The organism is Mesorhizobium sp. SARCC-RB16n, from assembly GCF_008520305.1.
GTDB lineage: Bacteria > Pseudomonadota > Alphaproteobacteria > Rhizobiales > Rhizobiaceae > Mesorhizobium.
On record NZ_ML703255.1, the window covers coordinates 54,718 to 77,151 of the forward strand.

19 protein-coding genes and 1 pseudogene are annotated in these 22,434 nt (G+C 64.3%); 13 read left to right on the forward strand and 7 right to left on the reverse strand.

What is annotated here, in order from left to right:
• Positions 1-8 precede the first annotated feature (8 nt).
• Positions 9-761: a Gfo/Idh/MocA family protein gene (locus C7I87_RS03230; protein ID WP_306440426.1), complete on the reverse strand. Its 753-nt coding sequence runs from the start codon at positions 759-761 to the stop codon at positions 9-11.
• Positions 762-890: 129 nt separating this feature from the next.
• Between C7I87_RS03230 and C7I87_RS03235 the strand changes: the two genes are divergently transcribed.
• The 6 genes and pseudogenes from C7I87_RS03235 to C7I87_RS35815 all read left to right on the forward strand — a co-directional run.
• Positions 891-1,901, forward strand: coding sequence for a sialic acid TRAP transporter substrate-binding protein SiaP (locus C7I87_RS03235; protein WP_149902837.1), 1,011 nt, complete (start codon positions 891-893; stop codon positions 1,899-1,901).
• Positions 1,902-1,915: 14 nt separating this feature from the next.
• Positions 1,916-2,413 (forward strand): TRAP transporter small permease, encoded by a 498-nt coding sequence (locus tag C7I87_RS03240; protein WP_149902838.1) that lies wholly within the window; start codon positions 1,916-1,918, stop codon positions 2,411-2,413.
• Positions 2,410-3,705, forward strand: coding sequence for a TRAP transporter large permease (locus tag C7I87_RS03245; protein ID WP_188393715.1), 1,296 nt, complete (start codon positions 2,410-2,412; stop codon positions 3,703-3,705). Before C7I87_RS03240 ends, C7I87_RS03245 begins: the two co-directional genes overlap by 4 nt.
• A complete protein-coding gene (locus tag C7I87_RS03250) occupies positions 3,702-4,598 on the forward strand; it encodes a shikimate dehydrogenase family protein (protein ID WP_149902840.1) in 897 nt (298 codons plus the stop codon). The genes C7I87_RS03245 and C7I87_RS03250 overlap by 4 nt, the downstream gene beginning before the upstream one ends.
• A gap of 11 nt (positions 4,599-4,609) precedes the next feature.
• Positions 4,610-5,512, forward strand: coding sequence for a dihydrodipicolinate synthase family protein (locus tag C7I87_RS03255; RefSeq protein ID WP_246696173.1), 903 nt, complete (start codon positions 4,610-4,612; stop codon positions 5,510-5,512).
• Positions 5,509-5,717: pseudogene (locus C7I87_RS35815) on the forward strand (3-keto-5-aminohexanoate cleavage protein); the annotation flags it as partial. The gene C7I87_RS03255 and the pseudogene C7I87_RS35815, both read left to right, overlap by 4 nt.
• Positions 5,718-5,776: 59 nt before the next feature.
• On the opposite strand, the gene C7I87_RS03265 reads toward C7I87_RS35815, so the two are convergent.
• On the reverse strand, positions 5,777-6,895 hold the full coding sequence (locus tag C7I87_RS03265; protein WP_149902842.1) for an NAD(P)/FAD-dependent oxidoreductase: 1,119 nt from the start codon (positions 6,893-6,895) through the stop codon (positions 5,777-5,779).
• A gap of 102 nt (positions 6,896-6,997) precedes the next feature.
• On the opposite strand from C7I87_RS03265, the gene C7I87_RS03270 reads away from it, so the two are divergent.
• The 5 genes from C7I87_RS03270 to C7I87_RS03290 all read left to right on the forward strand — a co-directional run bounded on the left by C7I87_RS03270 (position 6,998) and on the right by C7I87_RS03290 (position 13,728).
• Positions 6,998-7,903, forward strand: a complete 906-nt coding sequence (locus C7I87_RS03270; protein WP_149902843.1) for a LysR family transcriptional regulator — start codon at positions 6,998-7,000, stop codon at positions 7,901-7,903.
• An 89-nt stretch (positions 7,904-7,992) separates the two neighbouring features.
• Positions 7,993-10,071: a hydantoinase/oxoprolinase family protein gene (locus C7I87_RS03275; protein WP_149902844.1), complete on the forward strand. Its 2,079-nt coding sequence runs from the start codon at positions 7,993-7,995 to the stop codon at positions 10,069-10,071.
• Positions 10,072-10,076: 5 nt separating this feature from the next.
• On the forward strand, positions 10,077-12,062 hold the full coding sequence (locus C7I87_RS03280) for a hydantoinase B/oxoprolinase family protein (RefSeq protein WP_149902845.1): 1,986 nt from the start codon (positions 10,077-10,079) through the stop codon (positions 12,060-12,062).
• The gene (locus C7I87_RS03285) at positions 12,059-12,364 is read left to right on the forward strand and encodes a (2Fe-2S)-binding protein (RefSeq protein ID WP_149902846.1); all 306 of its coding nucleotides are present in this window, start codon (positions 12,059-12,061) and stop codon (positions 12,362-12,364) included. The genes C7I87_RS03280 and C7I87_RS03285 overlap by 4 nt, the downstream gene beginning before the upstream one ends.
• Entirely contained in the window at positions 12,361-13,728 is a 1,368-nt protein-coding gene (locus C7I87_RS03290; protein WP_149902847.1) for an FAD/NAD(P)-dependent oxidoreductase, read from the forward strand. The genes C7I87_RS03285 and C7I87_RS03290 overlap by 4 nt, the downstream gene beginning before the upstream one ends.
• Positions 13,729-13,744: 16 nt before the next feature.
• On the opposite strand, the gene C7I87_RS03295 is transcribed toward C7I87_RS03290, so the two are convergent.
• Positions 13,745-15,070, reverse strand: coding sequence for an NAD(P)/FAD-dependent oxidoreductase (locus tag C7I87_RS03295; RefSeq protein WP_149902848.1), 1,326 nt, complete (start codon positions 15,068-15,070; stop codon positions 13,745-13,747).
• Between the two features lie 223 nt (positions 15,071-15,293).
• Between C7I87_RS03295 and C7I87_RS03300 the strand changes: the two genes are divergently transcribed.
• Positions 15,294-15,770, forward strand: coding sequence for an Lrp/AsnC family transcriptional regulator (locus tag C7I87_RS03300; RefSeq protein WP_149902849.1), 477 nt, complete (start codon positions 15,294-15,296; stop codon positions 15,768-15,770).
• 39 nt (positions 15,771-15,809) lie between these two features.
• Here the strand turns inward: C7I87_RS03300 and C7I87_RS03305 are convergent, their stop codons facing one another.
• Positions 15,810-16,751: a LysR substrate-binding domain-containing protein gene (locus C7I87_RS03305; protein ID WP_149902850.1), complete on the reverse strand. Its 942-nt coding sequence runs from the start codon at positions 16,749-16,751 to the stop codon at positions 15,810-15,812.
• A gap of 93 nt (positions 16,752-16,844) precedes the next feature.
• Here C7I87_RS03305 and C7I87_RS03310 point away from each other — a divergent pair, with 93 nt between their 5' ends.
• Positions 16,845-18,893 carry an NADH:flavin oxidoreductase gene (locus tag C7I87_RS03310; protein ID WP_149902851.1) on the forward strand — a complete coding sequence of 683 codons (2,049 nt, stop codon included), beginning with the start codon at positions 16,845-16,847 and terminating at the stop codon, positions 18,891-18,893.
• A 63-nt stretch (positions 18,894-18,956) separates the two neighbouring features.
• On the opposite strand, the gene C7I87_RS03315 is transcribed toward C7I87_RS03310, so the two are convergent.
• From C7I87_RS03315 to C7I87_RS03325, 3 genes are read right to left on the reverse strand one after another with little or no spacing between them, the layout of a single operon-like run.
• Positions 18,957-20,612, reverse strand: a complete 1,656-nt coding sequence (locus C7I87_RS03315) for an ABC transporter ATP-binding protein (RefSeq protein ID WP_149902852.1) — start codon at positions 20,610-20,612, stop codon at positions 18,957-18,959.
• Positions 20,609-21,460 carry an ABC transporter permease gene (locus tag C7I87_RS03320; RefSeq protein ID WP_149902853.1) on the reverse strand — a complete coding sequence of 284 codons (852 nt, stop codon included), beginning with the start codon at positions 21,458-21,460 and terminating at the stop codon, positions 20,609-20,611. Before C7I87_RS03320 ends, C7I87_RS03315 begins: the two co-directional genes overlap by 4 nt.
• A complete protein-coding gene (locus C7I87_RS03325) occupies positions 21,457-22,407 on the reverse strand; it encodes an ABC transporter permease (RefSeq protein WP_149902854.1) in 951 nt (316 codons plus the stop codon). The genes C7I87_RS03320 and C7I87_RS03325 overlap by 4 nt, the downstream gene beginning before the upstream one ends.
• Positions 22,408-22,434: the final 27 nt, after the last annotated feature.

Sequence of the window (22,434 nt, forward strand, 5' to 3'; positions counted from 1 at the left end):
GCCAGCCGTCAGTTCCCAACTCCAGGGTGCTGCGATCGTGTCGGAAATGGCCATCGTACCGATCGCGCCGCTGCGAAATTGCAAGAGGAATGCCGGCCGTCTCCTCGACCGGATTGCCGCGCACCGCTTTCGATTCCATGGCGTGGACCGAAGCGATGTCGCCGCATAGATGCCGCAGCAGGTCGATGTCGTGGATCAGATTGACGAAGACGGGTCCGGCACGGGCTGGCGCCGCCAGCCGACGTCGAAATAGTCGTCGGGCTTGTAGAACCAGCATGTCGCCTGGATCGCCAGCACGGTGCCGATGCGGCGGCCTCGATCTCCTGCATGGCGCGCCGGATCAGCGGATTATGGCGGCGGTGGTGCCCGACGAGGATCGGCACGCCGGCGGCGTCGGCCTCGTCCATCAGGGTCTTCGCGGCCGCCAGGTCGTCGGCAATGGGTTTTTCGATCAGCATCGGCAGCCTGGCGGCGACGCATTGCAGCCCGTTTTCCACATGCAGCTGGTTGGGCGTGGCGACGACGATGCCGTCCGGCCGTTCCGACGCGAGCAGCGCCGCAAGGTCGGCGAACCAGCGGACATTATGGGCATCGGCGATGGCCCGGGCCGCCGGCGGCGGGTCGACAACCGCCGCGAGCTCGGTTTCACGCGCAATTGTTGGACATAGCGCCGGCCGAGGAGGCCGGCTCCCATCACGGCGAGGCGGGCTTTGCTGACCATCGGGAACCCGATTCGGTGGAAAAGATGTCTCTCGGATCATCCTATAAAATGGTAAATCTCCGATGTCTATAATTTTATGGGTTGAAGAAGCACAGGTGTCATGCAATGCTCGATGATTGGCGGGCCTGCGCGCGACGCGGCCCGGACATGCAATTCAGGGAGGAAAAGCATGACCACCACAACAATCGATCGCCGCAGGTTTCTTGGTACCACCGCTTTTGCCGTCATCGCCGGGGACATGTTTGGCTCGCGCGCAACCCGGGCACTGGCGCAGGACAAGATCACGCTGCGGCTGTCGTCGCCGGCATCGCCGGGCGACCAGCGCGCGGTGGCGCTGACCGACGTTTTCGCCCCCGCGGTCAGCACCTTCGCCACTTTCGAGCCGCACTGGAACGCCGAACTGTTCAAGCAAGGCACCGAGCTGGAAGCGATCGCCCGCGGCAATCTCGAAATGTCGATCACCTCGGCGCAGGAACTGGCCTCGCTCTATCCCGAATGGGGGATCTTCACCGCCGGCTATCTGCATCGTGACGCCGAGCATCAAAAGAAGGTTTTCGCGGCCGACTTCATGGACCCGATGAAGAAGAAGGTGGAGGACGAACTCGGCGTCAAGCTGTTGACGGTGATGTATCTCGGCCGCCGCCAGTTGAACCTTCGCATCGAAAAGGAAATCAAGACCCCGGACGACTTGGCCGGCGTCAAGCTCAGAATGCCCGGAACCGATGCCTGGCAGTTCCTGGGCAAGGCGCTCGGCGCCAATCCGGTACCCGTGGCGTTCACCGAAATCTACACCGCGTTGCAGACCGGTGCGATCGACGGGCAGGACAATCCGCTGCCGTCCGACAAGGACTCCAAATTCTACGAGGTCACCAAGCAGATCTGCCTGACCAGTCACCTCGTGGACCTGAACTACCTCGCCTTTTCCAAGAAGGTCTGGGACGGCCTTGCACCGGATCAGCAGGCGGCGGTGCAGAAGGCGGCGGACGATGCGGCCGAGTCAGGGCGGCAGAAGCAGCTGACGCTGGAATCCGAACTCGAGCAGTTCTTCAAGGACAAGGGTTTGAAGGTCTACACACCTGACGTCGACGCCTTCCGCAAGCATGTTCAGAAGGCCTATCTGGACTCCGACTTCGCCAAGGACTGGCCGGAAGGCATGGTCGACAAGATCAACGCCCTCTGAGCCGGGATAGACCGATGTCCGCAACCATCCGCTGGTTGCAGGCGCGGGCCGACAACGTGGCGGTGGCGCTCCTCGCCGCCATGTTCATCGCCTTCATCCTGCAGATATTCACGCGCTACGTGATCAACGATCCGCTCGGATGGACACTGGAAGTGTGCCTGACAACGTGGCTGTGGCTGGTGTTCTGGAGTTCGGCATTCGTGCTCACCGAGCGCGACCATGTCACGTTCGACCTGTTCTACCTGATCGCCAGCCGCCGCACGCAGCGCGTCTTCGCGATGATTTCGGCGGCGGCGATCGTCGTCGGATTCCTGGCGGCGCTGCCGGCGACATACGAATACATCGCCTTCTACAAGATCAAGAAGAGCGCCACGCTGCGCATCCGGCTCGATGTGGTGTTCAGCGTCTACGGACTGTTCGCCGTCGCCGTCATCGTACGTTGCGCCCTGCGCATATGGCAACTCGCTCGCGGCGGCGCGCCCGAGCCGCACGACGAGGCGACACCGCTGTGACCCTCGCCTTCACCCTTTGCCTGTTGGCGCTGTTCGTCCTTGCCGGGATCGGCACGCCGGTCGCCTATTCCATGATCGTGGCGGCGATCGTCTATCTTGCCGTGAAGGGCCAGGACCTGGGGCTTGCCGCCGAGCAGATCATCCAGGGGCTCTATGACGGCTTCATCATCCTGGCCGTGCCGCTGTTCATCGTCGCCGCCAACATCATGAACGCCGGCACGATCAGCGAGCGGCTGCTGCGGTTCTGCATTGCAATCGTGGGCCGTATGCGAGGCGGGCTCGGGCACGTCAACGTCGTCGCCAATGTGATCTTCTCCGGCATGTCCGGCTCGGCCGTGGCCGATGCCGCCGGTCTCGGCAAGATCATCATCGAGATGATGACCAGGGACGGCCGTTATCCGCGTGGCTACGCCGCCGCCATCACCGCCGCCGCTTCGACCATTGGGCCGATCATCCCGCCGTCGATCCCGATGGTGATGTACGCGCTGGTCTCGGATGCCTCGATCGGCTTCCTGTTCCTCGGCGGCATCCTGCCAGGGCTGCTGATGGGCGCGGTGCTGATGGGCCTCAACGCGTGGCTCGCCCGCAAGCGCAATTTCGCGGTCGAGGAAGCCGTGCCACTGCGGGCCTTGCCGAAGGTGACGCTCAATGCATTTCCGGCGCTGCTTATGCCGGTCATCCTGCTCTACGGCATCTATGGTGGCGCGACGACGCCGACCGAAGCCGCAGCAGTCGCGGCCGCTTATGCGCTGATCCTGGCCGGCGTCTTCTACCGCGCGCTGAGCTGGCGAGGCCTCTATGCCATCCTTTCAGAAAGCGCGCGTTCGTCCGCTGCCGTCGGCTTGGTCATCGGCGGTGCCCTGATCTTCAACTACATCGTCGCCAGCGAAAATATTCCAGCCCATATGGCTGCCTCGCTTCAGGGACTGAACATATCCCCGCTCGCTTTCCTGTTCATGGTCAATGTGCTGTTGTTGCTGCTTGGCTGTCTGCTCGATGCGTCGACGATCATCCTGGTCATCGTTCCGCTGTTCATCCCGACCTGCCGGCTGCTCGGGATCGACCTGGTGCATTTCGGCGTCGTCGTGGTGGTCAACACCATGATCGGGCTGATCACCCCGCCCTATGGCGTCGTGCTCTTCGTCATCAATGCGACGACGCGCATTCCGCTGCGCGAAATCATCAGCGAGATCTGGCTGTTCATCGGCGTGCTGGTCGTTGCGCTGCTGCTGATGATGCTGTTTCCGGAAATCGTGCTGTGGCTGCCGAGGCAGTTCGGATACCAGGGATGAGCACGGCTCCGCACGATCGCCGGGGTGCCGGCCCGGTCATGCTGGGGTTGGTTGGTGACAACATAAAGCGCTCGCGTTCGCCGGACCTGCATCGCCTCGCCGGCCAGCTCAGCGGCCTGGACGTCAGCTACGACCTCTTCATCCCGCGCGACATGGGCAAGGATTTCGACACCGTGTTCGATGCCTGCCGCGACAGCGGTCTTCGCGGCATCAATGTCACTTATCCCTACAAGGAGATGGTGGCCTCCAGGCTGCGAATAGACGACGAGCTGACCAGACGCATCGGTTCGGTCAACACGGTGCTGTTCGGACCACGGGGCGCAAGCGGATACAACACCGACCATACGGGGTTCATCGCCGCCTACCGCGAGACCTTCGGCGACATGGCGCCGGGCAAGGTCTGCATGATCGGAGCCGGCGGTGTCGGCAAGGCCGTGGCTTTCGGGCTGCTGGCGCTTGGCGCCGAGGCCCTGACCATCATCGACAGCGATCCCGGCAAGGCGCGCTCGCTCGCCGCCGCGATCGCGGCAGCCTCGGATGGCGCCGTCAAAACGTCATCCGGCGATGCTATCGAGACGGCGATGGACGGCGCGGAGGGCATCGTCAATTGCACGCCGCTCGGCATGATCGGCCATCCCGGGTCTCCGCTGCCGCCGGAATTGCTCGGGGCCCAGCGATGGGCGTTCGACGCCGTCTACATACCGGTCGAGACGCTGTTCAAACAGCAGGCGGAGGCGGCGGGCCTCAAGGTGCTCAGCGGCTACGAACTGTTTTTCCACCAAGGCATCGACGCCTTCCGCATCTTCACCGGACAGGTGCCGGCCGATCTTGGCGCCTTGCGCCGAATGCTTCTCGACACCTCCCAACTGACCAAGGATTATCCGCAGTGCTAGACGATCATCCCATGCGCAAGAAAATCGGTGTCAGCGCGGCGCTGACGTCGCCGTTCGACGATAGGGGCGCAATCGACTGGCCGCGCTTTGCCGCCCACGCCAAACACCTGCTGGCGCAGGGTATGCGGGTGGTGACCGCCTTCGGCACGACCGGCGAGGGCATTTCCATTTCGGCCTCGGCCCGCGCTCCGCTCTACGAGCGCATGGCCGCCGCCGGGATCGGGGCCGGCAGCCTGGTCGAATGCGTCTACGGGCCGTCGTCGCAGGATGCCGGCGACCATGCCCGGCGATCGCTGGATGCGGGTTGCGGGGGCATCCTTTTGACGCCGCCCTTCTATTTCAAGCAGCCGACGGAGGAAGGCGTCTATCGCTGGTTCTCGGAGGTTCTAGAGCGTGTCGGCCCGGCCGGCCGCGACGTCATTCTTTACAACATCCCGGGCCTCACCGGCGTGCGCATCGGCCCGAAACTCGTGGCACGCTTGCGGTCGGCCTTTCCGCAAGCCATTGCCGGGGTCAAGGATTCAAGCGGGGACTGGGACCAGACCACGGCGCTGCTTGCCGGGCATCGCGATCTCGCCATTCTCGTCGGCCATGAAGGTCACCTGGCCCGGGCGGTCAGGCAAGGCGCCAGCGGCGCGATCAGCGGCGTGGCGAATTTCGCTCCGGCGCTGGTGGCGAAGCTGGTGCGCGGCGAAGACGATCCAGTGATCGATGCCTTGCTCGGCATGCTGCTCGAACTACCCGTCGTGCCTGCAGTCAAGGCCGTCCTGGCGGCTCGGACGGGTGACGCCGCATGGTTGCGCGTCCGCGCTCCGTTGGAGGCTATCGGCGAGGCAAGCGGTTTGGAGGCCTGCCGCAGAATGGCCGCGATGGTTTCGGCGGAGGCGGCGGATCAAACCACGATGTCGACATGAAAACCTCGATTGCGACGGTCTCCGTCAGCGGCGATTTCGCGGAAAAGCTGTCCGCCATCGCCGCGGCGGGGTTCGACGGGATCGAGATCTTCGAGAATGATTTCGTCGCCTTCGACGGCACAGGCGACTTCGGCCGATGGTTCGCGACGCCGGGCTGGAAATCACCTTGTTCCAGCCGTTTTGCGATTTCGAAAGCCTGCCCGAGCTATCCCTCCTTTCACGGCCAAAGAAGCCATGGTTGCGCGGATGTCGGAAGTTGCTTCTTCAGGCGGCGCGGCCGAAGCGATCGACCCTGAAATCATCGAGCGGCGTTCCGCATCGGTCGGTCATAATGAGCTCGGCCATGGCATCGCCCACGCCCGGACCGAGCTGGAAGCCGTGTCCGCTGAAGCCGAAGGCGTGGAACAGGCCCGGCGTCGTCGCCGAGCGTCCCATGACCGGCAGCATGTCCCTGACATAGCCCTCGCAGCCTGACCAGGTGCGGATGACGATGGCGTGCGCGATTGCCGGCAGCAGCCGTGCTACCGCGCGTAACTGCACGGGCAGGCGCATGGGGTCGGCCGCCGCATGGCCTCGATCGAGGTCCACCGCTACTCTTTCGGCCGCGCCGCCGAACACGATGTTGCCGCGCTCGACCTGGCGCAGATAGGCGCCATGGTTCTTGTCACGCGTCCAGATGCCGACCACCGGCAGGATCCGGTGCGGCAGCGGCTCGGTCACGCCCATCTGCGGGCCTCGGGCGTCGAGCGGCACCGCTTCGCCGAACTGTGCGGCGATGCCCGAGCCCCAGGCGCCGGCGGTGTTAAGCAGGCACTCGGCAGCGAATGTGCCTTTTGAACTGGTGACAAGGAAGCTGGATCCGGTGTGCCCGATCGTCGTGCCTTTCGCCTCCTCCACGATTTCGGCGCCTAGCCTGCGGGCGGATTCGGCAAAAACAGGCGCGATGAGCCGCGGATTGGCGCTGCCGTCATGCGGCGAGAACGACGCCGCGATCGCATTGGGGCCGAGGCCGGGAAAGCGGGTGTGAATCTCGCGCGGGCTGAGTTCCTCCAGGTCAAGTCCCCAGGGCCGCGCCGCCTCCGCATAGGTCCGCATGTCGGCGAGACCATCTTCACCGAAGATCAGCCGGATATGACCGGTGGCGCGGAATTCGACGTCGCGGCCAAGCATTTTCTCGGCCTCGCCCCAGAGCCTGAGCGAGCGATGGGCCAATGGAAGCTGGGACAGATGACGCGCCGTGCGCCGGATGTTGCCGAAGGAGGCGACCGTTGCCCCGGTGCCGATGCGGTTGCGCTCGATCAATGTCACGCGCGCGCCGCGCCGGGCGAGGAAATAGGCCGAAGCCGTCCCTATCAGTCCGCCGCCCAGCACGATCACATTCATGGCGCCCTCTGGCGATCAATCCCAGCCGATCTTGTGCGCGCCGCGCTGTTGCGTCAAAGATGGGTTTGGACAGAAGCCATAAGCTTTACCTATGGAGTAGCAATGCGGGCCCGGCAGCTCGAAGTGTTCATCGCCGTGATGCGCGCGGGTACCGTGACCGCCGCGGCGCGGATGCTGAACATTTCCCAGCCTGCACTCAGCCAGATCCTACTTCACGCCGAGGACGAACTCGGCTTCACCCTGTTCGAGCGGGTGAAGGGCCGACTGCGACCAACTCCTGAGGCGCTAGAAATCTTCCCCGATGCCGAGAGGTTGTCGGCGGGGCTCGACGGCTTGCGCCGCAAGACCACCGATCTGCGCCTGGGTAGGGCCGGGCTGGTGCGGGTTGCGGCGTCGCCGCCGCCGGCAATGGCGATATTGCCGCGTGCGTTCACCAAATTCCGGGCGCAGCATCCCAACATAATGCTGCGTGCCCATACCGCGCCCATCTCGGAAATCGTCGACATGCTGCGCGCGGGCGATGCCAGCCTCGGCCTGGCAATGGACGACCGGCTGCCTCCGGATATCGAGGCGGAGGTGGTCGGCAGACTCGGCTTCGTATGTCTGCTGCCCGCCGGACACGCGCTGCAAACGAAAGCCGAGCTGACGCTCGCCGACCTCGTCGAGGAAGAGTTGATATCCTATCGCGGCAACACCCGCCCTGCCGACGAACTGGCCCGCGCGGCCCAGGCGCAAGGCGTGGCGCTTTCGCCGTCGCTGGAGATCGACGTATCCATCTCCGCAGTCGGCTTCGTCCAGGCCGGCCTGGGCATCGGTTTGGTCGATGCGCTGCTGCCGTGGCATCAGTTTGCCGGGCTTGCGGTCAGGCCGCTCACGGCAGGACCGGAATTCCCTATCGCACTGCTATCCTCACGCGCCCGCGCCCTTTCGCGGGCCGATGAGATGATGCGCGACGAAATTCGCGCGGCCTGTTCCGCCGTCCTCGGCGAGCATCGAGCCGAAGCATAAGCACGACTTATATCCTTGCTCCTCATCCATCTTGGACCGGAACCATCCGGTCGTGCCAGCTTTGGTTGGCAGACAGGAAGGGACGCATCATGGATGGTGTCATGGCGACGGATGCAGCGCGGAACGGGGACGACTGGAAGGTCGGCATCGATATCGGCGGGACGTTCATCGATTTCTGCGCGCTCGAAGCAAACTCGGGCCGCGTCGCCTCCCTGAAAGTGCTGACGACGCCGGAGGATCCGGGCGCCGAGCTGATGACGGGTCTCACCCTGCTGGCTGAGCGCGAAGGCTTCGACCCTTCTCATATGACGCGCTTCGTGCACGGCACGACGGTCGGCATCAACACGATCATCCAGCGCAAGGGCGCGCCGCTCGCGCTGTTCACCAATGCCGGCTTCGAGGACGTGATCGAGCTCGCACGGCTTCGAATGCCGGACATGTATTCGCTGTTCTGCTCGCGGCCGGACCCGCTGATCTCGCGCGACATGGTGTTCGGCATTCCGGCGCGCATGCGCGCCGATGGCAGCGAGACGAAGGCGCCCGATATAGCGGTCGTGGAAAGCGCGGTCGCGGCGGCCAAAGCGAATGGGGCGCAGGGCATCATCGTGTCCTTCCTCCATGCCTGGCGCAACGCCACGCAGGAGGCCTCCGTCAAGGCGGCGATCGCGCGTCTGGCGCCGGACCTCTTCGTCTTCACCTCGGCCGAGGTCTGGCCGGTCATCCGCGAATACGAGCGCAGCTCCACCGCCATTCTCAACGGCTATGTCCATCCCCGCGTCTCGGGCTACCTGACGGCGCTGGAAGAACGGCTGAAAGGGCGGGGCGTGCCGGCCCGCCCGATGCTGACCAAGTCGAATGGCGGTCTGATGAACGCTGCCGAAGGCAAGCAGGCCTGCGTCAACATGCTGCTGTCGGGAACGGCCTCCGGCGTCATCGGCGCCGCGTGGCTGGCACGCCAGGCCGGCGAGGACAGGATCCTTACGCTCGACATCGGCGGCACCTCCGCCGACTTCGCGCTCATCATCGACGGTGAGCCGCAATTCGGCACCGGCGAGCTGATCGGCGAATTTCCGCTCCATATCCCGTCCGTGTCGGTGAGCTCGATCGGCGTCGGCGGCGGCTCGATTGCCAGTGTCGATGCGCAAGGCGTGCTGCGCGTCGGCCCGGAATCGGCCGGCTCGTCACCGGGACCGGCCTGCTACGGCCGTGGCGGCAACCGGGCGACGGTGACGGACGCTATGGTGGTGTGCGGATGGCTCGGTCACAGCGAGATGGCCTATGGCCAGCTCCGCATAGATACCGGGCTGGCGCAGCGTGCAGTCGGCGAACTCGCGGCGCGGCTTAGCCGCCCGGTCGAGCAGACCGCGCAGGCGATCCTCGACATCGCGGTGTCGGAGATGTTCGTCGAGGTCGAGAAGCTCGCCTCGCGCGCCGGCGTCGACTTGCGCGATTTCACGCTGATGCCCTTTGGCGGCGGCGGCCCCATGCTCGGCGCTTTCCTTGCCCGCGAACTCGGCATGAAGCGCGTCATGGCGCCACGACGCCCCGGCGTCGTGTCGGCGCTCGGCGGGCTGGTGGCGGATCTGCGCGGAGATTTCATTCGCACCATTTTCTCGCCGCTGTCGGCCGCGTCGCTCCCAATTATCCGCGCGGCTTTCGAGGCCCTCGCAAGCGAGGGCCGCGATTGGCTCGCGGCGCAGGGGCATGACGCGGCCGTTGAGCTCAATTTCTCGTGCGATATGCGCTATCTCGGTCAGAGCTATGAGATCGAGATCGTCCTTTCGCCTGAATGGCTCAAGGAGAGCGACGCAGAGGCCATCGAGCAGGCCTTTCACCGCACCCATGAGCGGCTCTACGATTTCCACGACCCGGACGGCGAGATCGAGCTTGTGAATATCAGGCTGTCCGCCGTCGGTGCGGGTCCGGCGCTCTCCTTTCCAGAGATCGACGAGATCGACGTCTCCGCCAGTCCGGCGCGCCGGCTTCCGGTCTATACCGGCCTGAGTGTCGAGACCGTCGACCTGCACGACCGGCAGACTCTTGTGCCTGGCAGTAGTTTCCAAGGGCCTGCCGTGGTCGTTCAGGAAGACACCACCTTTGCCATTCCCGCCGGAGTGCAGGCGCGGGTCGATCGCCACCTCAATCTTCTTCTGACTTTCGCGGAGTGACGCCTTTGTTTGACCGGACAAACCTTCAGGTTCTGGCGAACCATGCCCGCGCGGCGGCCGAGAACATGGCCCACACGCTGCACCGCACCGCGCATTCCGCCTTCGTCAAGGAAACGCAGGACTTCACGGTGATGCTGATGGACCGCTCGGGCGCGACCTTCGCCGTCCCCATGGAACTCGGCGCCACCTGGTATCCCGGACTTTCCTATCGCCGCGCCATCGCGATGGTCGACGATTACCGGCCGGGAGACGTCGCCTTCACCAACGATCCCTATTCCGGCCATGTCGCCACGCATGCACCGGACACGCATCTTTGGAAGCCGGTCTTCGTCGATGGCGAGATCGTCGCCTGGACCGGAGGGCACATCCACAACACCGACATGGGCGGGGCGGTGCCGGCTTCGCTCAGCCGGGCGCTGACCGAAATCCATCAGGAAGGCATCCGCTTTCCTCCCATGAAGCTGGTGCGGGAGGGTGTCTTCGACGAGATGATCCTGCGTATCATGAGCACCAATGTGCGCAAGCCGGATCTCAACATCGGCGACATCAAGGCCCTGGTCGGCGCGCTCAACACCGGCGAGCGAAAGATCCAGGCGATGGTCAGGAAGTTCGGCAAAGCCGGCTTCGTCGAAGGCGTTGCCGCTCTTCTCGACCATGCCGAGGCACAGGCGCGCGACGTGCTGCGCGCAATGCCCGACGGCACCTGGGAATTCGCCGACTATGCCGACGAGGATTCCGTCGAGGCCAATCCGTGCCGGCTGAAGCTGACGCTGACGATCAAAGACGGGGAGGCGGTGCTCGACTTCACCGGCTCCGATCCGCAACTCGGCTCCTCGCTCAACGTGCCCTCGGGCGGCGACCCGCGCCACACCATGCTGCTGGTGGGCGTCTATTACGTTCTCTATACGCTCAACTCGAAGATCCTTCTCAACACCGGCCTCACTCGGCCGTTTACCTGCATCACCCCTGAAGGTTCGGTGCTGAACCCGATCCACCCCGCCGCCGTTGGCATGCGCTCGCTCACCTGCGCTCGGCTGCGGTCGGTCATCTTCGGCGCCTTCTCGCAAGCCGTGCCGGAGCGCCTGCCTGCGGCTCCGGCCGGCAACAACTGCATCATCAACGTCATGACGACGGACGAGCGCACCAGCCGGAGCGTCATCGCCGCGGTAAACCCCGTCGTTGGCGGCGGCGGCGCGATGCCGCATCGCGATGGCACCAACGGATCGGGCGCCGATGCCGCCTATCTCAAAAACACGCCGATCGAGATCACCGAGACCGAAACCCCAGTCGAATTTGTGAAATACGGGCTCGCCAGGGATAGCGGCGGCGCCGGCCGCTGGCGCGGTGGGCTGGCGACCGAGATGGCGTTTCGCGTCTTTGCGCCCGATTCCAGGATCACGGCGCGCAACCGCGACCGCAGTTTCTTCCGCCCTTGGGGCGTACTCGGCGGCAAGGCGGCCGGCCTGTCCGACATGGTCGTCAATCCGGGGGGCGAGCACGAGCGGCGGCTGGGCAATATCGACACGGCGGTCCTGCAGCCTGGCGACATGCTCGAGATCCGCTCCGCCGGCGGCGGCGGGCGCGGTGACCCGTTTCAGCGCGAGCCATGGCGGGTCGCTCAGGACGTGCGGCGCGGCTATCTCTCGCCGACAGCCGCCGAGCGTGACTATGGCGTCGTCATCCGCAGCGGCGAGACTGATGAACACGCGACCAAGCTGCTGCGCTCACGCAAGGAACCATCAGTCGGTCATTTCCATTTCGGTCCGGAGCGCGATGGTTACGAAGCGCAGTGGACGCCGGCGGCCTATGACCAGCTTCATGCGGTGCTGGACGCCTTGCCGATTCATTGGCGCTTCTTCGCCAAGACGGAGATCTTCCGCCGTATGAAAGGACGGTCCGGGCCGGAGGGCGTTCAGGCAGCCTTCGATGCGGTCTGCGAACGCTTCCACGAATTGCCGCGACCTCGTCCGCTGCAAGAGGCAGCGGAATGAGCACGGCCGGCCGTATCGTCCGGCTGGCCGAGCGTAACCGGGCACACGTGCACTTCTTTCTCGACGGTGAGATGCGTCACGCGCTGGCGGGCGACACCGTGCTGACCGCCATGCTGGCTTCGGGGCACACCTTGCGACAATCAGAGTTCGGATCCGAGCCGCGCGCAGGGTTCTGCCTGATGGGCGCATGTCAGGATTGTTGGATATGGCAGGAGGAGGAGAGACCGCGTCTGCGCGCGTGCACAACCCTTATCGGTGAGGGTCTGCGGCTGCGCACGACACCTCCGGAGAGCTGGCCGTGAACCAGGCCACACCGCCACGGATTGTGATCGTGGGTGCAGGTCCCGCCGGCATCAGGGCCGCCGCCACGCTGGTCGAGGCCGGGCTCCATCCGACGGTGATCGACGAAGGGTATCGCGCGGGCGGGCAGATCTATCGCCGTCCGCCTGCCGGGTTCGGCCGCACGCCAAAGCAGCTCTACGGGTCGGAAGCGGCGAAGGCGCGCGCACTGCATGCGCTCTTCGATCGGCTGGCCAAGGATGAGCAACTCACCCATTGCGCGGGCAGTTCTGTCATAGCCGCGCATGGCGGCCAGTTGCATGTGCTGGGCGAGGACGGCGTTCAGGTTGTCGGCTATGAGCGTTTGATCCTTGCCACGGGCGCGTCCGACCGCGTCGCGCCGATCCCCGGTTGGCAGAATGCCGGCGTCTACAGTCTTGGCGCGGCGCAAATCGCGCTCAAGGCGCAAGGTGTGGCCCTTGGGCGGCGGATCGTCCTGGCGGGATCGGGGCCCTTACTGACGCTGGTCGGCGCCCAGCTCGTCGAGGCTGGAGCGGATGTGGCCGCGGTGCTTGATACGTCTCCCTGGCATCAACAGGTGCGGGGATTCTCAGGCGTTGCCGCCCGGCCGGTCGTTGCGTTGCGCGGCATGGCCCTGCGGGCGCGGCTCGGGCGCCGCTATCACGCAGGTGTGACACTGGAGCGGATCGAGGCCGACGGGCAGGGCGTCGCAGCCTTGCGCTGGCGCGATGCCGGCGGACGGCAGCAGCTCACCTCCTGCGACATGATCGGCATGGGCTGGCACTTGCGGGCCGAAACCCATCTGGCCGATCTGGCGGGATGCGCCTTCACCTATGACGAGCAATGGCGGCAGTGGCTGCCAAAGACCGACGAAATGGGTCGGGCCGGCAACGGTGTCTACTTTGCGGGCGATGGGGTTCGCCTGCTCGGTGCCGATGGCGCCGAGATTGCGGGGCGCCTTGCAGCGGCGGCGTGCCTTGCCGACAGCGGATGTCGGGCGCCCTCGGTCAGTGCCGATCTGCGCAAGCTCGTGCGGCTCGAGCGCTTTGCTCGCGGTCTGGCTCGCGCCTTTCCCTGGCCGGCGGCCATGGTACGGGCGCTGCCCGATGAGGCGATCGTCTGCCGGTGCGAGAACGTCACCGCCGCAGCCGTGCGCGAGGGGACGGATTTCGGCGGCTGCGAGGCCAACAGGGTGAAATCACTTTCACGCGCCGGCATGGGGCGCTGCCAGGGGCGCTATTGCCAGTTGGCTGCCGTCGAACTCGTCGCCGCGCAAACCGGCTGTATGCTCGAAGCCGTCGGCAGGTTTCGCGCGCAAGCCCCTGTCCGGCCAGCACCCATCGGCGCCTTCCTCCGGGAAGACTGATGCGACGTCGCCGGCTCTAGAAGTCGGCGACCTTGCCCCATACCGAAACGTCGAAGCGGCGCGGGTTATAGGATGTCGCATCGACGATCGGTTCTGTTCCGGTCACCAGATCGGCAACGAGGTGCCCGGCGCCTGGGCCGATGCCAAAGCCGTGCCCCGAAAATCCGGCCGCCAGGAAGAAACCCGGAACGCTATGGATCTCGCCGATGGCGGGCACTCCGTCCGGCGTGCTGTCGATATAGCCGGCCCAGGCCGCGCTGATCCTGGTCTGGCGAAGTGCAGGCAGCAGCTCGAGCGCCCGGGCGTGGGTCAGTCGAATGGTCCCCTGATCCGGAACCGGGTCGAGGATGCGCATCCGCTCCATCGGCGTCGGCCGGTCGAGCCGCCAGCGTTGCAGCGTTTCGTGGCCCGAACGCATGCCTTGCAGCCCGCCAGGCCCGATGCTGCGCCAGCGCTTCAGGAACATGGGAAGGAACTGCGACGAGAAACGCAGTTGCTGCGCGGTCACGTCCACGCGTCCGCGTCCGCTTATGGCGAGCGTATAGCCGCCGTCGCCGCGGCGCGTGGCCGAAACCTTCGCGGTGTGCAGCGCGTCCGGCAGGCCCTCCGCACCGGGCGAGACGGACAGGATGGACGAGCGTACCGACGCCTGCGGGAAGCGGAAACCAAACTGGTGGCAAAAGGAGGAGGCCCAGGCGCCACCGGCCATGACCGCAGCTTTGGTCCGGATCGTTCCACTTTCCGTGACCACGGCGCTCAGTCGCCCGCCCTCGGTCTCGATACCGCGCGCCGCGCAATTCTGGTGGACGATGCTCCCAAGCTTGAGGATGGCGCGGGCGACCGCGGGCGCCGCCCGCGAAGGATCGGCTGTGCCGTCGGTCGGCGAGAAGACGCCGCCCCTCCAGCGCCGGCCGGTGGCACGGCCCCGCTCGGTGGCCGCGGCACTGTCGAGCATGTGCGTTGTAACGCCGGCGGTTCTGGCGAAGTTACGCCAACGCGCCCAGCCGGCAAGTTCCGCCTCGTCATTGCTGAGATAAAGCAGCCCGCAACGGCGAAAGCCGGTGTCTTCGCCGGTTTCCGCCGCAAAGCTGTCCCATAGGTCGAGGCTTCGGGTTGCAATAGGCAGCTCGCGGGCGTCGCGGTTCTGCTGGCGGCACCATCCCCAGTTTCTGCTGGACTGCTCGGCGGCGATGCGTCCCTTTTCGACCAGCGCGACCTTCAGGCCGCGCCTGGCCAGATAGTAGGCCGCAAAGACACCTACGATGCCTGCGCCGATCACCACCACATCAGCCGATTGCGGCAGTTCGGCGGACGTTTCGATTTGCTGCAGCGGCGCGCGCATGGTTCTCTCTGCCTTGAAGCGCCAATCTAGCGTGTCGCGCAGGCAGCCGCTGCTGCAGTTGTGGCCTGAGCAGAATTTTATTCCGGCAGCCGTCTTAAAATCGGGAGTCCCTGCGTTTCAAGCGGCATCCGGTCGGATGGACAGCCCGGCGGGCTGTGGTAGTCTCGACGGTCACTAGCAAGGCAGCATTTTGTGCTGCGGCCTTCTTCCTCGGAGACAACCCGTGAAACTCGATCGGATCGATATCAAGATTCTTCACGAACTGCAGAAGAACGGCCGCATCACCAACGTGGAATTGGCGGAGGTGGTGCATCTATCGCCGAGCCCATGCCTGATGCGGGTCAAGAGGTTGCAATCGGAAGGTTATATCGAAGGCTATTCGGCGCAGATCAATATCGGCAAGCTCGGCCAGACGTTGACCGTCTTCACCGAAATCACCTTGAAGAACCACCGCCAGGTAGACTTCGCCCGTTTTCTCGCCGTCGTGGACAAGATCGAGCAGGTCATCGAATGTCATCTTGTGTCGGGTGGCTACGACTATCTGATGAAATTCGTCACCTCCGGCATCGGCGAGTATCAGTCGATCATGGAGCGGCTCACCGACATGGATATCGGCATCGACAAGTATTTCAGCTTCGTGGTGCTGAAGTCTCCCATCGTCAAGGCGCACATGCCGCTGCCCAGCCTGTTTCCGAGGTAGGGGTGGCCGCGACGCGCGCGGTTGTCGCCCCGCAGCCCGCTACAAAATGTCCAGCCGCAGTATCGCGTGCAATGCTTTCAATTCGGCTTGCATCTCAGCGACCATCCAGGCGCTGATATCAGAGACGACAGGCCGTACCGGCTTTGAGCGCGGCGCAATCAACTGATGGATCCGGCCCGTCTTGATCTGCCTGTCCGAGGCCGGAACAAGCGTTCCCTGAAGCAGCGCCCTTGAAACATTGCTGAGCCAGCCGAGCGCCACGCCTTCCCCGTTCATCGCTGCCTGAAGGACGACCGCGTAGTCCGAGAACTCGAGCCACTTCGCCCTGCTGGTCTTGCGGTCCGCTACACCGCCCCATGCATCCAGCCACTGCTCCTTGGCGTCTGTAAGATGAAGCGGGACATGACCGTCCCCGGTTCCGGCATGTATCAACCGACCGTGGGCCGACAGATAGGATGGACTGCATACGGGAACGATGATTTCCGGCGAGAACGCCCAGCGGTGATACTGCGTATCGTCATCGGTCAGGATTCTCGTGGCAAGGTCCACATTCTCGGCAGGCCCTCGTAGAACGCCGGCGATCAATTCGAACCTCAGGTCCACATCAGGAAATCTCTTGTTGAACGCCCCTAATCTGGGAACAAACCAGTGTGTTGCCAGAGAACTCGAAAGGGAAAGGGTAACCAGCGGCTTTGCAGCGCTGTTCTGCCTGATCTCCCGGATGACCTGCGCGATGCCTTCAAATCCTTCTCGCACAGCTGAATAAAGGGCGCGCCCTGCCGGGGTCGCGGCCAATCCCGTTGGCTCCCGGGTGAACAGAGCGGCTCCAAAATCGGCTTCGAGTTGGGCGATGCTGCGGCTAACGGATGGTTGAGTGACGTTGAACTCCCGCGCGGCGGCCGTGAAGCTGCCCAGTCGGACAGCAGCCTCGAAAACGAGAAGTCCGCGCGCGGAAGGAACGAGTTTTGCAAAACCAGTCATACGTCCAGCGTATAGCCACCCCAACAATTTTCAAGCTTTCTGAAGTCTCGTAAAGAGCAGACTATAACTCTCGGGAATGGCACGGAGCAGGACGTGAAGGTAGCGGCATCTCAAGCAGACAGCACATCCGGCGATCCTCTGCTTCAGCCGTTCCGGCTCAAGGGTCTGACGCTGCGCAACCGCGTCGTCAGCACCAGCCATGCCTCGATGCTTGACGAGGGCGGCCTGCCGCTCGAGCGCTACCAGCTCTACCATGAGGAGAAAGCGCGCGGCGGCCTGGCGATGACCATGGCAGGCGGCTCGGCGATGACCTCGCCCGACTCGAGCTGGGGCGGTGGTCAGCTAGATCTTTCGAGCGATCGCATCGTCCCCCATCTTCAGTCTCTGTCGCGGCGAATCCATCGCAACGGCGCGGCAGTCATGTGCCAGGTCTCGCATCTTGGCAGGCGCGCCACCGCCTATGCCGGGAACTGGCTCCCGCCGGTGGCGCCGTCACGGGTGCGCGAGACGCGAAACCGGAATTTCCCGAAGGAGATGGACGCAGCCGACATCGACAGGATCGTCAAGGATTACGCAAGCGCCGCCAAGCGCTGCCGTGACGGTGGGCTGGACGGCATCGAGACGGTCACCGGCGGCCATCTCGTCGGCCAATTCCTGTCGCGCAGAACCAACAGACGCATGGATGGATTTGGCGGCTCGCTCGAAAATCGCGCCCGCTTCGGCCTGATGGTTCATGAGGCAATTCGCCAGGCGGTTGGCGACGATTTCGCGGTCGGCATTCGATTCGTCATCGACGAGGGGGTCGATGACGGATCGGATTTCGAGGAATGCCTCGCTTTCGCCCAGTTGTTCGAGCGGGAAGGCCATATCGATTTCTTCAATTGCATTTTTGGCCGCATGGACACCGACCTGTCTCTGGCCGAGCAGAACATGCCTGGCATGTTCACCCGCAGCGCGCCGTTTGTGCCGCTGGTTGGGCAGTTCAAGCGGGAGACCCGATTGCCTGTCATCCACGCCGCAGCCATCAGGGATGTAGCCACGGCCCGGCATGCCGTCCGCGAGAACCTTGTCGACCTGGTCGGCATGACGCGGGCGCATATTGCCGACCCGCATATCGTCAACAAGGTGATGCGGGGAGAAGAAGACCGCATTCGCCCGTGCGTCGGCGCTTCCTACTGCCTGTATAAGAAGGTGCAGTGCGTTCACAATCCGGCCAGTGGCCATGAAACGATCATCAGCCATACCATCGCCGGGGCCGAAACGCCGAAACGTGTGGTCGTGGTCGGCGGGGGGCCGGGTGGAATGGAAGCGGCAAGGGTCGCCGCCGAGCGCGGGCACAAAGTCTGCCTGCTTGAAGCCGGAGCGCGGCTCGGTGGGCAGGTGCTCGTTGCAGCCTCCGCCGTCGACCGCAAGAATCTCATCGGCATAGTCGACTGGCGCGTCGACGAACTTGCCCGCCTCGGCGTGGACGTCCGTCTCAACACCTATGCGGACGCAGAGATCGTCCTGGCCGAGAAGCCGGACGCGGTGATCGTTGCCACCGGCGGCGTTCCGGACATGGAATGGCTGGAGGGCGCCGAACATTGCGACAGCGTCTGGGATGTCTTGACCGGCGTCCTGCCGGCGAAAGACGATGTGCTCATCTACGACGAAACCGGACGCCAGGCCGCCATTTCCTGCGCCCTGCATCTTGCCCGCCTGGGGCGCGTGGTTAGCCTGGCCATAGCGGACGATACCTTGACGATCGAGACACCCTATCCGGACAGGGTGAGTTTCCGCAAACTTGCCTCGGAACTCGGCATCCGGGTAGTCAGCGACGTGCGCCTAGTAAAGGCGGTAGGCCAAGGCAACGGGATCGCCGCCCGGTTCCGGCATGAGCTCACCGGCGCGGAAACGGAAATGATGGCAGCCCAACTCATCGTCGAACGCGGCACCGCGCCCATGGAAGATACCTACCTGGAATTGCGTGCGCGCTCCTCCAACAATGGCGTCACCGATATCGCACTCATGATGGGAACGAAGACAAAGGGTGGTCCCCACGCTGCTGGATCGTTCATCTTGCACCGCATTGGAGATGCGGTTGCCAGCCGGGATATATACTCAGCGATCTATGAAGCCTACCGGCTCTGCTCGCAATTGTAGAGCGGGAGAAAGCAGGCATGCTGGCTGACCTCGATGCCGCTGCCCAGCCTGTTCCCGAGGTAGTCAGCGGTGGCCGTACTGGCTGACCAGTTCGGGATCGCGGACGAGGCCGTCGAGCCATGCGGGATCGAGTTTCGGCACCGAGGAGAACAGAAGCTTGGAATAGGGGTGGGTGGCTGCCTTGACCTTGTCGGGCGTGATCTGCTCCACGCGCTGCCCATTATACATGACCATGATCTCGTCGCAGATGGCCTCGACGACCGAGAGGTCGTGGCTGATGAAGATGTAGGAGAGCCCCAGCTCGCGTTGCAGCTCCTTGAGCAGCTCGATCACCGCGGACGCCACCACCGTGTCGAGTGCCGAGGTGATTTCGTCGCAGATGATCAGCTTGGGGTCCGCCGCCAGCGCGCGCGCGAAGTTCACGCGCTGCTTCTGGCCACCCGAGAGCTCGGATGGATGGCGGTAGCGCAACGTCTTGGGCAGGCGCACCATGTCGAGCAGTTGGTCGACGCGCTTCGACCGCGTCTGTCTGTCGAGCCCGTGGTAGAAGGCCAGCGGACGGGCGATGATGTCTTCCACTGGCTTGGCCGGATTGAGCGCGGTATCGGCGTACTGGAACACGATCTGCATCTCGCGCAGCTGGTCCTGGGTGCGTTTGCCCGCCGCGCGCTGCAGTTCCTTGCCATCGAAGACGATCTCGCCGGCGGCCGCCGGATGGATGCCGGCGATCACCCGCGCCAGCGTCGATTTTCCGCAGCCGGATTCGCCGATGATGCCGAGATTGCGCCCCTTCTCCACGACCAGGCTGACGGAGTTGACGGCACGGATGAGGGGCAGTCCGTCATCCCGAACCGCGCCGTAGCCGGCCGTCAAATCGTCGATGCGCAGCAGCTGCTTGGTTGCCGCATTCGTGTCCGCATGCGCTTGCCGCCGCTTCGGTTCGAACGCGGCCAACAGTTCGCGCGTATAGGGGTGCTGGGCAGCCGAAAGAATTTGAGCCGTGGTGCCGGTCTCCTGCACTTCGCCACCCTTCAACACCACGATATGGTCGGCGATCTGGGCGACGACCGCGAGGTCGTGGGAAACGTAGACGCCCGCTATGCCGCCCGCCCGCATAACCGATTTAAATGCCTTCAGCACGTCGATCTGCGTCGTCACGTCGAGGGCTGTCGTCGGCTCGTCGAATATGACCAGCTTGGGATCGCCGATCAGCGCCATGGCCGCCGAGAGCCGCTGCAATTGTCCGCCCGAAACCTGGTGTGGATAACGGCCGCCGATCCCATCGGGATCGGGTAGTGACAAGGCCCTGAACAGCGCGATCGCGCGCTTTCGAGCCTGTTCGGGAGGCATCAGTCTGTGGATCCGCGTCACCTCGATCACCTGCTCCATGATGGTGGACGCGGGGTTGAAGGACGCGGCGGCACTTTGCGGAACATAGGCGATGTCGGTACCGCGTAATTTGGCGCGCTCCTTTTCGGAAAGTGCTGCCATGTTCTTGCCGTTGACGTTGATCTCGCCGCCGGTGATCCGGCAGCCTGGCCGGGCGTGCCCCATGAGCGAGAGCGCCACAGTCGTCTTGCCGGAGCCGCTCTCACCGATGAGGGCGACGATCTCGCCGTCGGCTATATCGAGGCTGACGCCTTTGATGATTTCGACAATCCGCCCGGCGTCGGTCGTTGCCTCGATCTTCAGGTTCCTGACCTCGACGAGATTGGTCATGCGTCCCTGTCCCTGATCTTGTTCGGCAAATTGTCGATCAGCAGGTTGACGCTGATGGTGAGGCTGGCGATCGCCAGCGAGGGCACGATGACAGCGGGCGCTGCGAAAGGTAGGCCGCCGATATTTTCGCGCACCAGCGCCCCCCAATCGGCGAGCGGCGGCTGCAACCCAAGCCCTAGGAATGACAGGCCGGAAAGCAACAGCACGATGAAGACGAAGCGCAGGCCGAAATCGGCCAGCACTGGGCGGATGATGTTGGGCAGGATCTCGGAGCCGATGAGATAGATAATGCTCTCGCCACGGACACGGGCGACGGTCATGAAGTCCATGGTGTTGATGTTGACGGCGAGCGCCCGTGCGAACCGGTAGGCGCCCGGGGTATAGATGACGGCGAGCGTCAGGATCAACACTGGGATCGATGAGCCGACTGCCGCAACGACAACAAGGCCGAACAGCTTGCTGGGAATGGAGTTCATGGCGTCGAGGAAGCGGCTGAGGCAGGTGTCGAGCCAGCCGCCGGTGACGGCCGCGATCATGCCGAGCACGACACCGGAAAAGCAGGCGATGACGACGGCGGCAAGCGATATGCCGACGGTATAGCGCGCGCCCATCAGCACCCGCGAGAGCATGTCGCGCCCCAGATAGTCCGAGCCGAGCCACAGCCCCTGGCGGATCGGGCCGAAATAATCGTCGTCGACGATGTCGCCGATCGAATGGGGAATGATGTAGGGCGCGAAGATGGCTATCAGCGTCCATGTCAGGATGACCAGCGCGGCGATCACGCCCACGAGATTGTAGCTGTGGCCCAGGAACGACCGTCGGGAGGCTACGACGCGTGCCGCCATCATCTGAGCCTCGGGTTGGACATGATGGCGATGATGTCTGCGGCGGTGATGAGCAGGAGATAGCCGAGACAGAAGATCATGGCGCAGCTCTGGATCAGCGGCAGGTCGCGGGTCGCAACCGCGTCAACCATCAGCTTGGCGATGCCGGGATAGTTGAAGATCGTCTCCACGATGATGACGCCGCCGACCAGGTAGGACAGCGACAGCGCGACCGCGTTGACGATCGGCCCGAGCGCATTGGGAAGCGCGTGCTTCAGCACCATGCGGCTGCGCGAAGCACCCTTGAGAAGCGCCATCTCGACATAAGGCGTGGAGAGCGTTTCGATCACCGCGGCGCGGGTCATGCGGATCATCTGGGCGGAGATGACGAAGGTAAGCGTGATCACAGGCATCGCATAAATGCGCAAGATGTCGGTCAGCGAATGAGCCTCGTTGACCGAGGACAACGCAGGTAGCCATCTGAGATAGACCGCGAACAGCAGCACCGCGAGAGTCGCGACCATGAATTCCGGTACGGAGATGATGCCGATCGAAAGGATGGTGACGGTGCGGTCGTAGAAGGAACCCCGCAGCATCGCGGCGGTGATGCCGAGCATCAGCGCCAGCGGCACCGAGAGCAGCGTGGTGATGCCTGCGAGCTCCATTGTGTTGAGCAGGCGTCCGCCAATCAGTGCCGCGACGGGCATATTGTTGGCGTAGGACGTGCCGAGGTCGCCGTGCAGCAGGCCCACGAGCCAGAGCAGGAAGCGCAGGATCGCAGGATCGTTGAGATGCATGGCCTCGCGCAGGCCGGCGACCGCTTCGGGGGTCGCCGCCTGGCCGAGCAGGATCGACGCGGTGTCGCCAGGCAGCATGCTGGTGGCGAAGAAAACCGCGAACAGGACGATCAGAAGGGTGACGACCGCGATCGCCAGCCGCTTCAACACGAGGTTTAGAACCCCAGACGTCATGGAAGCGCTCCTGCGGTTGCGTTCGGC

Coding starts and splice junctions, on each gene's coding strand:
- C7I87_RS03230 (WP_306440426.1), bottom strand. CDS start 761: ATGATCCGAGAGACATCTTTTCCACCGAATCGGGTTCCCGATGGTCAG.
- C7I87_RS03235 (WP_149902837.1), top strand. CDS start 891: ATGACCACCACAACAATCGATCGCCGCAGGTTTCTTGGTACCACCGCT.
- C7I87_RS03240 (WP_149902838.1), top strand. CDS start 1,916: ATGTCCGCAACCATCCGCTGGTTGCAGGCGCGGGCCGACAACGTGGCG.
- C7I87_RS03250 (WP_149902840.1), top strand. CDS start 3,702: ATGAGCACGGCTCCGCACGATCGCCGGGGTGCCGGCCCGGTCATGCTG.
- C7I87_RS03255 (WP_246696173.1), top strand. CDS start 4,610: ATGCGCAAGAAAATCGGTGTCAGCGCGGCGCTGACGTCGCCGTTCGAC.
- C7I87_RS03265 (WP_149902842.1), bottom strand. CDS start 6,895: ATGAATGTGATCGTGCTGGGCGGCGGACTGATAGGGACGGCTTCGGCC.
- C7I87_RS03270 (WP_149902843.1), top strand. CDS start 6,998: ATGCGGGCCCGGCAGCTCGAAGTGTTCATCGCCGTGATGCGCGCGGGT.
- C7I87_RS03275 (WP_149902844.1), top strand. CDS start 7,993: ATGGATGGTGTCATGGCGACGGATGCAGCGCGGAACGGGGACGACTGG.
- C7I87_RS03285 (WP_149902846.1), top strand. CDS start 12,059: ATGAGCACGGCCGGCCGTATCGTCCGGCTGGCCGAGCGTAACCGGGCA.
- C7I87_RS03295 (WP_149902848.1), bottom strand. CDS start 15,070: ATGCGCGCGCCGCTGCAGCAAATCGAAACGTCCGCCGAACTGCCGCAA.
- C7I87_RS03305 (WP_149902850.1), bottom strand. CDS start 16,751: ATGACTGGTTTTGCAAAACTCGTTCCTTCCGCGCGCGGACTTCTCGTT.
- C7I87_RS03315 (WP_149902852.1), bottom strand. CDS start 20,612: ATGACCAATCTCGTCGAGGTCAGGAACCTGAAGATCGAGGCAACGACC.
- C7I87_RS03320 (WP_149902853.1), bottom strand. CDS start 21,460: ATGATGGCGGCACGCGTCGTAGCCTCCCGACGGTCGTTCCTGGGCCAC.
- C7I87_RS03325 (WP_149902854.1), bottom strand. CDS start 22,407: ATGACGTCTGGGGTTCTAAACCTCGTGTTGAAGCGGCTGGCGATCGCG.